The sequence below is a fragment of the Dethiosulfatibacter sp. genome, from assembly GCF_983023055.1.
In genome coordinates this window covers 6,538-19,476 of the sequence record NZ_CEZJXU010000008.1, presented here as the reverse complement: position 1 = coordinate 19,476, position 12,939 = coordinate 6,538, and the positions used below count along the sequence as shown (strand labels likewise).

At 34.4% G+C, this 12,939-nt stretch carries 11 protein-coding genes and 1 pseudogene; 2 read left to right on the top strand and 10 right to left on the bottom strand.

The features are described 5' to 3' along the window. Positions 1 to 352: 352 nt before the first annotated feature. The 3 genes from AC3AX0_RS01000 to AC3AX0_RS00990 all read right to left on the bottom strand — a co-directional run bounded on the left by AC3AX0_RS01000 (position 353) and on the right by AC3AX0_RS00990 (position 4,138). Positions 353 to 1,174, bottom strand: coding sequence for an FG-GAP repeat domain-containing protein (locus AC3AX0_RS01000; RefSeq protein WP_487548439.1), 822 nt, complete (start codon positions 1,172 to 1,174; stop codon positions 353 to 355). Between the two features lie 158 nt (positions 1,175 to 1,332). Further along, complete coding sequence (locus tag AC3AX0_RS00995) at positions 1,333 to 1,707, bottom strand: BlaI/MecI/CopY family transcriptional regulator (RefSeq protein ID WP_487548438.1); 375 nt, start codon at positions 1,705 to 1,707, stop codon at positions 1,333 to 1,335. Positions 1,708 to 1,726: 19 nt separating this feature from the next. Next, complete coding sequence (locus tag AC3AX0_RS00990; RefSeq protein WP_487548437.1) at positions 1,727 to 4,138, bottom strand: DUF3160 domain-containing protein; 2,412 nt, start codon at positions 4,136 to 4,138, stop codon at positions 1,727 to 1,729. A gap of 443 nt (positions 4,139 to 4,581) precedes the next feature. On the opposite strand from AC3AX0_RS00990, the gene AC3AX0_RS00985 reads away from it, so the two are divergent. Then, positions 4,582 to 4,980 (top strand): hypothetical protein, encoded by a 399-nt coding sequence (locus AC3AX0_RS00985; protein ID WP_487548436.1) that lies wholly within the window; start codon positions 4,582 to 4,584, stop codon positions 4,978 to 4,980. Positions 4,981 to 5,235: 255 nt separating this feature from the next. Here AC3AX0_RS00985 and AC3AX0_RS00980 read toward each other — a convergent pair whose 3' ends face one another. From AC3AX0_RS00980 to AC3AX0_RS00950, 7 genes and pseudogenes are all read right to left on the bottom strand, one after another. Then, entirely contained in the window at positions 5,236 to 5,772 is a 537-nt protein-coding gene (locus AC3AX0_RS00980) for a lecithin retinol acyltransferase family protein (protein WP_487548435.1), read from the bottom strand. A 206-nt stretch (positions 5,773 to 5,978) separates the two neighbouring features. Beyond that, on the bottom strand, positions 5,979 to 8,360 hold the full coding sequence (locus AC3AX0_RS00975; protein ID WP_487548434.1) for a ribonucleoside triphosphate reductase: 2,382 nt from the start codon (positions 8,358 to 8,360) through the stop codon (positions 5,979 to 5,981). A gap of 395 nt (positions 8,361 to 8,755) precedes the next feature. Next, positions 8,756 to 9,430: an LrgB family protein gene (locus AC3AX0_RS00970; protein ID WP_487548433.1), complete on the bottom strand. Its 675-nt coding sequence runs from the start codon at positions 9,428 to 9,430 to the stop codon at positions 8,756 to 8,758. A gap of 2 nt (positions 9,431 to 9,432) precedes the next feature. Continuing rightward, positions 9,433 to 9,804 (bottom strand): CidA/LrgA family protein, encoded by a 372-nt coding sequence (locus AC3AX0_RS00965; protein WP_487548432.1) that lies wholly within the window; start codon positions 9,802 to 9,804, stop codon positions 9,433 to 9,435. 499 nt (positions 9,805 to 10,303) lie between these two features. After that, a complete protein-coding gene (locus AC3AX0_RS00960) occupies positions 10,304 to 10,795 on the bottom strand; it encodes a flavodoxin family protein (RefSeq protein ID WP_487548431.1) in 492 nt (163 codons plus the stop codon). A gap of 84 nt (positions 10,796 to 10,879) precedes the next feature. After that, positions 10,880 to 11,689, bottom strand: a complete 810-nt coding sequence (locus tag AC3AX0_RS00955) for a hypothetical protein (RefSeq protein ID WP_487548430.1) — start codon at positions 11,687 to 11,689, stop codon at positions 10,880 to 10,882. A gap of 313 nt (positions 11,690 to 12,002) precedes the next feature. Next, positions 12,003 to 12,098, bottom strand: a pseudogene (locus AC3AX0_RS00950) (ATP-binding protein); the annotation flags it as partial. A 271-nt stretch (positions 12,099 to 12,369) separates the two neighbouring features. Between AC3AX0_RS00950 and AC3AX0_RS00945 the strand changes: the two are divergent. Then, on the top strand, positions 12,370 to 12,939 hold a 570-nt coding region (locus AC3AX0_RS00945; RefSeq protein WP_487548429.1), incomplete at its 3' end, for a hypothetical protein.

Below are 12,939 nucleotides of genomic sequence, written 5' to 3'. Positions count from 1 at the left end.
GTTCAAAATCAATGGCTGAATCAGGAACAAAAGGTATAGCAAAGATTGAAAATATGCATATTCCAGTAAAAACGATACTTGCATAATATAAAAACTTAATCACCGAATATAAATTCTTAATATTTTTGTAGTTGCTATTTAATTTCATCATTAATCCTCCAATAAAATCCCTTTTATAAAGTCTCTTATATTGCATAGTATATGATTTTAAAAAGCATAAGTCAAGTAAAAAACAATGAAAAACATGAATTTTATAACGATTATCGTTATTTAATATCTCCATTACTAAAACAAAACACTAAAAAACCAACTAGAGCATAATGATTTCTAAGTGATTATACAATTTTATCGTTTATTCAACAAATTTTACTTCTTCTCTGCTTTTATTGTCACCATCCATATACTCAATCTCGACGTAACTTGCACCATCAGCTTTTTCGGATATGATTAATTCATCAATACTCTCATATTCTCCGCTTGAAACAATCTTAATAAATCCGAATCCGAGCCAGGAATATATGGAAACTACATATTTACCTTCCTTATTCCTTTCGAGAACAATGGTTTCATCCCTTCCCGATTCAAACAGATCAGCAAATCTAACATCTATCAATTCTTTTTCACTAAAATAAGAACCTGTCCATTTTTTTTGAAGTTTTTCACAATTCCAAGAATAATAAAAAGGCCTGTTTCTAATATCTTCGTAAAATTCCGTCCTTTTGTTCACTCCTATGAATATCTCAACAATACCATCAGCATCTACATCTCCAGCTTCAACCATCCATGGATCTATGTCTGAAAAGTTTTTCCTGTATATCTCTTCAATTGCAAATTCGCTGTCAATCTGTTCAATTTCGAACAATATTATATTTTCATTTGCAGAATCAATCACTATAAGTTCATCATTGCCATCATTGTCAATATCATATACCTTCATATCAATTATTTCATAATCAAGAATTTTATCTGTATTCTTTTCGTTTTGGCTATATAACACATGGTCCTTAATTAAAATACTGTATGTCAGTCCCTCTACTACTGCTGTTTCAACTACAGCTCCTTTGTAAAGATTCTTTGAATAATTACCACACCCTGTAATTATAATAAATATTCCAAGAATAAAGACAAGCCTGATGAATGACTTTGTATTTTTCATTCTTCTTGCTAAATCCATGACAAATACAACTCTTTGAATTCTTCAATTCTGTTTGTGTTCCCGTTTATTGAATAGTATTTGACCTTAGCAAGCCATCCATACATGGTCCTTCCTCCTTAAGATAAACAAAGCGACTAGGTTGCATCATTCGCACGAGCGATGTTATCTGAAACTAATCATTTTTTCTTGCTGTCAAGGATTCTGTAAAGCTCATCAAGTTCCTCCTGACTAATATCTTCTCCATCCACAAAATTTGTGAGAAACTTACTCAAGGAACCACTATATATCCTTTCAAGAAAAAATTCCGACTCGCTTTTTGCATACTGCTTTTTTTCGATTGAAGGAGTATAAGTATATATACTCCCTTCTTTCTCTGCAATTACAGCGCCCTTCTCCACAAGTCTCTTGAGAAGGGTATGTACTGTTTTCCTGTTCCATGCTTCAAGTTTTTGTACTTCGTTGACTATTGTTTTTGAATTTGCAGATTTAAATTTCCATAAAACATTGAGTACCTTATACTCGGCATCAGTTATCTTTAAATCCTTTTTCATATTATTAGCCTCCACATGATTATTCAGCAATATTATCCCATTCTATTTTCACCTGTGTATTAACCTTTACATTGTTCTCATCTTCTGAAATAAAACTATTGGTCCATTCCGGCATATCCGGTTTTGTTTCCAGAGGCTCCCCAAGTTTTATATTATAAAAACTGTGGTCACCATCACCAACCAATTCTTTAGAAATACCCAGCATTTCATGCCATTTAGCATCCGTTAATCTTTCTCTGGACATAAATTCATAATAGCTGTAAACTGCGCCCTTTGTCAAATATGGAACTCCATTGTAGCTGCATACCACATATATTTCATTTGGAAAACCTGTAGCAAGTTCAAGATAATCTCCTTCCGGGTCATAAGAATTAGGAAGTACTGTTGCAACATCGGATACAAGAGCAGTTGTATATATGGAATCTCCTTCATATCCCCTGCTTTCCAAAAGATAGTGCATCCTCATCATAATAGAATCTATAAGACCTCCGAAAGTTTGAAGTTTTTGAAATTCCTCTTCAGTTGGAAGTTCATTTGACAATTCCTTTAAGGATACAGCAATAAGTGTTTCTTCCATTTCTATCATACCATCAAGGACTTTTTCGATTTCCTCATCCAAAAGATCCTTTACTCTCAGATTTTCTTTTGTATTTTTAGTCTGCCACAGAAGCTTTGAATAAACCTCTATATTAGGCTCAACATAATGATAAGGAAGTTCCCTTTCTCCTCCGCCTTTTTCTGCACAAGGCTGTTTTGTATAAAGGACAGTATCATGCTTCAGTTCCGCATAGCTTCCAAGCGTCGCATTTATACTCTTGTCCGTCCAAAGACTTGTTTTCATAAATTCAGGCATACCTTCAACTTCTTCAAAACTAACTGCTGCAGATTTAAGTATCCAAAGCCATCCACTGTATAGGTTTGTCATCCATGTTTCGTCAACAGTGTTTTCAACCTTCGTTCTTAGTTCTTCCAATTTCATTCCATAATCACTCCAAAGTTCCTTTGGCTTGTAATAAATATCCAAAAGTTCTTCCGCCCTTTCATTTCCAAACGCTGCCACTACATCAAGACCTGAAGGTATAGGTCTTTTTAAAGGTTCCATCAGATTCTGCATTATTTCACCATCTAACGTATATCTCTGACCCATAAGCCTAAACTGCTTGCCGGCTGGTATATCAACTTCAGTAGCCTTGATCACGATCTGAGGTTCCGGTAGCTTTTTCACTTCCTCAAGAAGACCGTCGTAATATGATTCATCAGCATAAATAAGCAAGTCTGGATTCTTACCATAAACCTTTGTAATCATTTCCCTGTAGTCAAATACATTCAAATCATCTGACTCTCCAACATATAGTGCTGTAATATAGTAAACATCCTCCCACTCATCAAGATCACTACTGTTATCCTCATCCTCAAGAATAAGACTTGCCATTATCATTGATTTAACTGCATTGTCCACATCAAGAATTTCAACACCATCTACAACCTTGGTTAGTGGAAAAGCGGTATTACCATACCACATCATTGTTCTAAAGTATCTTTCAAGCTTTTCATCCCCTGTATAGTGTCCTCTTACGGTGTATTGAGAATAGTCAATATCATGATTGAACAGCGGTGATTTTACCAATTGGTCAGCTTCTTTTATTAAAAATGCCTCTTCTTCTACAATTGCTTGTATTTCTTCTGGCAAATCCCTCTCTTCTCCCAGGAGTAAATTTGCTACTGCAAAGTATGCAACAATAGTTTTAAGCTCTTCCTTCAACTGACTATAATTTTCGTCACTGTAGTATTTAAGACTCTTGTCCAGCATACTGTTATTGAAATCACCAAGCTTGTTGTACAGTTTATCAAGCTCTACAAATTTAAGACTATCGTCATAAAAAAGATGATACATATTTAGTGCTGAATCAACAGTAATAAACATTGGAATCTGCTGATATTCCGATTTTTCATAAATATGATGCATCTTCATGTCCGGATGCTCTCCTGGCTTAAGAACTGTAAATTTATTTTCATAAAGTTCCTTAACCTGGGACTCTGAAAATCCAGAAAACTGTTCTATGTTATATATATTCGAAAGATTTCCATCAAGGTCCATATCCATTACCATTGGAGTATAGTCGGGCATAGCATATTCAACAGTTGCCCTTAAATCCTGAGAATTTACATCCCATGAGTTCACATAGTCTATATCCTCTACAACATCGTCTGAAGAATCTTCGCTTTCCTTCTCCTTATCTACATCGTACATTTCTTTGATATTGTTTTTATCGGAATCATTTTCATCTTCCCCTTGAAAATTATCAGTGTCCAATACTTCAGGTGGTTCATTCTGTTCGGCATTGTTATTCTGACATCCCGTAAACATTGTAACTTGAACCACCAATATTACTAATATCATCATGATACTAATTTTTCTTGTATTCTTCATAATACCCTCCCAAGTTATACTTGCAATTACATACTACATCTGTAGTACTTCGAAGTCAATAGATTATCCCAAATTAATTAATCTTTATTTGCTAAACAATACCCTTCTTTCCACTTAATACATTTATTCTATATTTCTGAAATATACCAAAAATAAATAACTCTTGATTAATACCATTGATAAACTACTTTTACAACATTAGACTATTTTTGAGGCTAGTCTTATTAGCTGTTTAACTAAGACATTAATGAATGACAAATACTCATTGTAGATTATACGGAGGATTAACCATGTTTAAGAAAGTTCTTAAAAATAGAAAAGTATCATTTTGGATAATAGCTGCATCCATTCTAATAGTAGCCGTCCTGTGATTTGCCCTTGCATCCAATCCCAAAAACAAGGATGTCTCCTTTACGGGAACATCTTACAATGTAGAAAAAATATTGTATCAATCACCACTCTATTCTTTTCTATTTATTGAAGAAACCGCACCGCAGTATTGCATTTCATCAGACTACGGATTCTATAGAAAACTACCTAATGATGAAGACTGGACCATGTCTAAAGAACTATATGAGTATCCTTTAAAAACTGACCACTTATATGACATGTTTGAAATAGTTGGTTTTCTTAGTGAGGAAGTTAAAGACAATCTGAACAAGGTTAAATCAATTTATCGTTCCGACACATATAATGGCGATAATTTCTATCTTGTAATGGAACAAAAAGACGGCACAGTACTTATCGCAGAAGGCTTTAAAGGTTATAACGATTCTGAAAAACTATATATTCGCTGGATTTTCAAATTAGAAAAGATACTTGAAGAAAATACTCAAAATTAAAGACTAAAAAATGTCTGGGATAATTATATATCCCAGACATTTTTATTGGCTTGCATGCTATTTTATAACAATACTTTTGACAGATTCGCGAAACATTTTCAAATACTTTTCATTTCCATTGAATTGCTTTCCATTCTTGGATATATGTTTATCATCACAGCCAATTTCAATTATTTCCCCACTTTTTAGTTTTACAGTATACTCTGTTGTAGGTATAAATTTTTCAGCTTTTCCAATTTCTGAACTTACTTGATTCTATAATCTATTTTTTAGAAATGCCCATGACATCATAGTACCCATAACAGCAAAGCTAATAACTTTTGCTGATAAGGGTTTTAGTTGCCTCTTTGGATATGCCATGGCGTCATATCCGTATTTCAGAAATACCGCTTGCCTGGATTCCTTCATCCCTGTAGCACACCATAATGCAAAGTGTTCACAGTTATTGTGGACCACACTATATCCTCCAAAATTTGTTCCTATCTGAGCTTTAGCACGATTAACTACTTCGTCTCTTGAATAACCATATGGTATGTCAGCAATTACACCTAGTATTCCATCTTTAATAAATACTTCCATTGAATCTTCAGTAATGGCACTGTCTTGCCTACGTAAAAAACTTAGACCATTAAAGTGAGCTACATTACCATTACCTAAATCAACTCCATAATGACGGTATTTACTTACTCTATATATCATTATATCCAGAAGATCAGAGTCTGGATTTTTTCTATGTTCAGTAGAACGCCACAACAACGGCTGACGATCCACATATATTATATCTCCGTACATGATTACCTCATTTCCTTAAATACAAATATACTTATTCAACTCATTCATATTTTAATAATTCTAAATTAAACTAACATAAATCATACACTAAATACATTAATGTTACAATACAAAACGATTATACTTCAACTTTGAAATAAAATTGCCAGCGATGAATTACAATCACTGGCAATTAGTTTTCAACACCACTATTTAAACTTTCACTTTTATTTCAAAGACAAGCATAAACTTTCAGTATATTTCTTTATATTTGAAAGGTTTATTACTTTCTCAGCACTATCCCCATTTGAAACCACAAGGGTAGGTGCAGACATTACTTCATATTTACTCCTTAATTGAGCATTTTCCATGGCATCAACTACTTTATAGCCGATACCTGCTTCATCAAGGATGCCCTTTGCAGTTTCACAGTTAGGACAAGTTTTCGTAGTAAACAACATGATGTCTTCTACATTTGTTATTTCAGGCAGATAAACATCAGCTCTCTCCGCCTTCTTAATATCTTTGTTCAAATGCGAATTATTGATGTCGTAAACTTTTCTTTCCTTGTATTCCTGGCTTTTACCATCATTCCAGTTTTGCAATGGACGATAATAACCTGTTATACGGCTATAAACCTCTGTTTTGTTGCCACACTCAGGACACTGGTAAACTTCACCTGTAATATAGCCATGAGTCTTGCATATAGAGTATGTTGGTGAAAGTGTATAGTATGGAAGCTTGTAGTTATAAGCAATTGTCTTTATAAGACTTGCAGCAGCCTTCCAATCGGATAACTTCTCACCTAAAAACGCATGAAAAACAGTACCTGAAGTATACAGCGTCTGAAGCTCATCCTGAATGTCAAGGGCGTCAAAAATGTCTTCCGAATAGCCAACAGGAAGATGTGAAGAGTTTGTATAGTATGGAGTTTCTCCATTTTCAGAAGCTGATATAATGTCTGGATATCTAGCTAAATCATGTTTAGCCAGACGATATGTTGTCGATTCAGCAGGTGTAGCTTCAAGGTTGTATAAATCACCATATTCCTCCTGATAATCGGATAAACGCTCACGCATATAATTCAGTACTTCTACTGAAAATTCTTGCGTTCTGGTATCTGTCATATTGGCTCCAAGCCACTTAGCATTTAGTCCCACTTCATTCAATCCGATAAGACCTATTGTCGAAAAGTGATTCTCAAAAGATCCCAGATAATGCTTTGTATAAGGATATAGGCCTTCCACCAAAAATTTCGAAATGATATCACGTTTAATTTTCAAGGAACGTGCCGAAATATCCATCATTCTATCAAGTTGCTTGTAAAAAGCTTCTTTGTCATTGGAAATATATGCGATACGGGGAAGATTTATTGTTACAACTCCCACAGATCCTGTACTTTCACCACTTCCGAAGAAACCACCTGATTTTTTACGAAGCTCACGGAGATCAAGGCGAAGTCTGCAACACATGCTTCTCACATCGCTAGGCTCCATATCACTGTTTACATAGTTTGAGAAATATGGCGTACCATATTTTGCTGTCATTTCAAACAAAAGCTTGTTGTTTTCTGTCTCCGACCAGTCAAAATCCTTTGTAATGGAATAAGTTGGAATAGGATACTGGAAACCTCTGCCGTTTGCATCGCCTTCAATCATAACTTCTATAAAGGCTTTGTTCACCATTTCCATTTCTTTTACACAGTCCTTGTATTTGAAGTTCATCTCTTTTCCACCGACTATGGCATTCAATTCAGCAAGATCGTTTGGAACAGTCCAGTCAAGAGTAATATTTGAGAACGGTGATTGAGTTCCCCATCTCGACGGTATATTGACTCCATAAACAAAGGACTGTATACATTGTTTTACTGCCTTATAATTTAAATTATCAACTTTTACAAATGGTGCAAGATACGTATCAAATGACGAAAAGGCTTGCGCTCCTGCCCATTCATTCTGCATTATTCCAAGAAAGTTAACCATTTGATTACAAATAGTTGACAGGTGCGCTGAAGGAGCAGATGTAATCTTTCCAGGAATACCTCCCAAACCCTCCTGTATCAATTGCTTAAGCGACCAGCCAGCACAATAGCCTGTCAACATCGACAGGTCATGTATATGAATATCCGCATTTCTGTGGGCCTTTGAAATTTCTTCATCATAAATTTCAGAAAGCCAGTAATTAGCTGTGATTGTACCTGAATTGCTCAGTATAAGTCCTCCCACTGAATATGTAACAGTAGAATTTTCCTTTACACGCCAGTCGTTTACTTTTACATAGTTCTCAACCGTTTCCTTATAGTCAAGAACTGATGATTTCATATTTCTAATTTTTTCATGTTGCTTACGATATAGAATATATGCCTTAGCCACATCGGAATAACCGGTTTTTATAAGAACAGATTCAACACTGTCTTGAATATCTTCAACAGCAATTTTTGAATCCTTTATTTTAGATTCGAAATCAGCAGTAACCCTTAATGCCAATAGATCGATTATACCCTTATTATATTGTTTGTCTTTTGCTTCAAAAGCATGTGTGATTGCGCTAGAAATTTTAGAAATGTCAAAATCGAAAAGTTTACCGTCTCTTTTAATTACGTTATACATAGTTTCTCCCTTTCAAGCTTTATTGTTATTGAGTATATTTTATCATACCAAAAGAAAAAAAGGAACAGCAAATACCGATATATTGTGTTTCATACAGCATTAAATACCACATACAGTGTTTTTTCATTAATGAATCTTGCACCTCTGAATTTGGAACATCCTAGCGAATCATTTAAGAAAAACACACCTTTTTTACTACTCAAATCTTTTCAACAAGATACAATAATACTAAAAAAAATACAAAAAAGCCAGAGAAAAATTTTATATTTTACAATTTTTTCAAAACATTTGAAGACACTAAAAAATGAATCACATTACTTATGAAATGTAATTCTAAAAAAGGATATATTCAGCCTATTATTTTACCACTAGCTAATTCTCATAATTATTCCCGGTCAAAGTAATACTCTAGTAACTATTATGGTGATTAATATAGTCACCACTCCTGTGATACCCATTGACAAGCTGCTGGCCGCTCCCGCTTCCTCGCTCATATCCACAGCCTTTGCCGTACCTATCCCGTGAGATGATGTTCCCAACGCGATTCCCTTGGCAGTTTCATTCTCAATGGAAAAAACTTTGAATATCAGCTGACAGGTTGTAGCTCCAATTATTCCAGTTACACCTACGAATATAACGGTAAGTTCCTTGACTCCCCCTACCATTTTTGCAACCTCCATAGCCATTGGATTTGTTATTGATTTTGGAATAAGTGACATCATAATAATATTGTCCATAGCGAAGACTCTTACAAGAACCAGTACAGATACAAGCGATGAAACTATGCCTGCAAGAACACCAATCGTTACAGGCTTGTAATATCTTTTAAGTATATCCCTGTTGCTGTAAAGAGGAACCGCTAGAATCACTACAATGGGTCCAAGAACCTTCGTTATCAACGAACCACCTGCATCATATACTTCATAGCTTAGAGGTGTAAAATGAATAACTGCAATTAGTATTGCCGCAGCTACAAAAATTGGATTTAAAAGAGAAATTCCAGTAATTATTGCTATTCTTCTTGATACTATGTATGCTATTGCTGTAATTATTATTCCTACAAGTACCATTTTTAGCTCCTACTTTCAATTTCAATGAACTTCTGTACCGTCTTTCCTGTCACCGTCATTACAAACATATTAGATATCACAAGTATTACTACTATCTGCACCCATATATCACTGATATAATCAAACGTTATATAGAGCGTCACGCATAGGGGTACGAAAAAGAATCCCATATGTTTCAATAGTAATCCACTTGTTTTTTCAATATTTTCAATCTTAACAATATTGAAACTCAACATCGCGAAAAGTATACCCATACCTAAAATATTTCCTGGAATCAGTATCACTGGTCTGATTAAATCTGATACCCACATGCCAAGAAAGTATATTCCTAGTATTATACCAATTTCTATTATTAATCTAATAATCAATTTCATAAATAGACTTCCTTTAATTTCTCATATTTATTTCCCCATCTTAAGAAATAACTCTATCAGTGTATAAATCATTATACCGTTTGTCAATATTATTATGAATCTAATTTCTAATTGAACACAATAAAAAAACCCTAAACAAAATTGTACATGAGCTTACCTCACTACCAATCACCGTTTTAATAACTCATGCAGACCCTGACCATATCAAGTTGTTTACCAATAGAAAGGTACAATTCTATTTCGATATAGATAAATAAAAGGGGCCAGACATTGTCTGACCATTTTTTATAGCTTAGGAAAGTTAAAAATGCATAATCCCTTGAAGCGTTGGTGTTATGCTATTAAAGAAACTTTCCTTCGCATCTTAATAACCGCTCTGGTCACTATCTGCTTCACATCTAGCGCGACGATGTCGCTGTGACCTGGTTAACGCAGCAAAGCTGCTTTCTTGACAAACTAACATAGGTTTTACAATTTTTGCATAGAATAGTAATGAGGATTAGTAAAGGTTTAGTGCAAATTCTTTTGCATTTTTTATATCCTTACTGTTTGGCCGGTCCTTATTCATTCCTCCGAAATACTTTAAAAAACTGTTTGTATTAAAACCTTTACAACTAAATTCTCCTACTATTGCATATCCTTTTGACTCCAGCATCTGTCTCAGCAGTGAGTGATCTTTTTTAACTTTGGATTCTCCCTGCATGGCACTCGTGGAGAAAATAAAACTTGCTTTCTTATCAACAATCGGAAGTCTATCAACTAGGTCAAGCAGAGGTTTATAATGCTTACCACTATCTATTCCTGATCCAAAACCTATAAGATCATAGTCCTGAAGCTCCTCCATAATCACCTGTTCTGGAGTCTTAACCTCAGCATTCAGTACCTTTGAAAATTCATATGCAATTTTAGCTGTATTGTTATGATGATATGAAAAGATTATAATGAGACACTTTTTCGCTACAGCATCTGTGTTTGTATTTCCTTCCTGCATAGTTTTTACCTCCAAGTATTCCTTTATCCAGTACTTTCTTGCATTTTATGCTCGACGTTGATAGTCTCGTCAGTTAGTCGCTGTTTAATTGATTCTTTCTAGATATTCCGGCAACCTTCCTTTGAATATGATTTCATCAGATTCTATACTAAATTCATCGATAACGAAAACCTCTTCATTTTCCAAAGCTCTGTTTAGAAGATTCGTCAACTGTGGTTCATATTTATCCACCATACCTTGAGGAACCGGAACGCCATTGACATGTAGCTGTTTGATAAGTACATTAAAACCGCTGCTCTTTTCATAAGTTAACCCTAACACGATATGAAGATTTGCACCTGCAGCTCTGTCAACGATAAAGGAATAATTATCAAGACCAGGTATAATTCTATAGATTTGACTAATATCTTCAGACACATAGGCAAGCAATTCAAGTTCATCATCACCCAGTATTCTAGCATTGAAATCTGTAAACGCTGTTGACCCAGAATAACTCGTTGCATACGCTGGAGTTGTGATTATATATGGAAACTTAAACATTTTATCGATTCTCGCAAGCTTAAATTCAGTTTTTTCAAAAGACACCACATCCATACTATGTCCTTGTAGAAATGCAGTCAACTCTTCGCTTGTAAAAGATGCATCCACTTCAACTGAACCGGTTGCTGTGACATTCCCGGTCAATAAATCCATCATATCAAATGTATAATTTTCCTGTTCAATATTAACCTTTTCATAAAAACTTATGATGTCTTCATCATCGTATTTCACCTGCTCAGGAATATTGCCTCTGAAATAGCTAATGCCACCAAAAATAACACCTGCTATTACAACAATAAATACAATAATAACCGTTAAACAACCACGTAATCTTTTTTTACCATTTTTACTCATATGAATCCTCCTTTATTTTCATGAAGAAATACAGTTGAATAATCCTTATGCCTAGTTTAATTATATCAAAATCGGTTCAAAGTAACAATGGATATACCAATTCAAGTAGGTACCTCAATAAGAGATCGTCCTTTCTGTATTAATTCACATTTTAATGAAACAATAATCAATTGGAGATATCCACGAAACATTCTTATTTGGTTTCATAGTTTTACTTGTTGTAACGTAATGATTCAGAGTCTTATATGCAAACAATGTTGGCAAGATATCGGCATTGCTTAAAATTAAAATCACTTTGATACAATTTATCTTGATTAACCCATCTTGAGAATTCAAGCTTGGTGTTTAGTATGACCAACTTTTGCTTATGTATTTCACATAGATAGTCAAAGAGAAGTTGCGAACCGGTTCAATCGTATGGAATTTGCTTTTGCAACTTTCGGTACTTTTATATTATACTAAACAGTGATATATTAGCAAACACTAGACTGACACCTGCCAAGTCATAAAAATCTCCACATTGCTGTCACATCTTCGTCACAGAATTATCCTATACTAAAATTAGAAGTTAACCAATAATTTAAGTCGCGCATAGAAATTAACTCATTTAAACTTAGCGTTGTACTTATATCAACCGTATTAATCCCACATGTGGTCAATGCATAAAAAGGAGACTAACGATGAATATCAAAAAAAATCAACTAATAAGAGTGTTAATTATAATGACTATAGGTATGTTAATTTTCACCTCCTGCTCAAGTACACAAGAGCCTTCCCCTAGTGATCCATCTTTACTAACCAAAGAAGAGGATTCAACAGATGTGATTAAAGAAACAGAAGTGCAACAATCTGAAGATTATGGTGCTAAAGGGGCTGCACTCAAGACAGAATACACTTTAGAGGAAATGATGCGATATGCTATCGAAGATGAATATCTAGCTTATGCAGAGTATGAATTGATCATCAATGAGATGAATATAACGAAGCCTTTCTCCAATATCATTAAGGCAGAAGCAACCCATATAGGCTATATGGAAGATTTGTATGAGACCTATGAACTTGAACTGCCAAACATTGATCCAAGCCAACATATCATCCTTCCAGAATCTATCAACTATGCATACCTAGCAGGCGTTGAAGCAGAAATTATCAATATAGCTATGTACGAACGTTTCTTAGAGCAAGATTTACCTGAAGATGTACGGAATGTTTTTGAACAATTAAAAGAAGGATCCGAATCACATCTACAG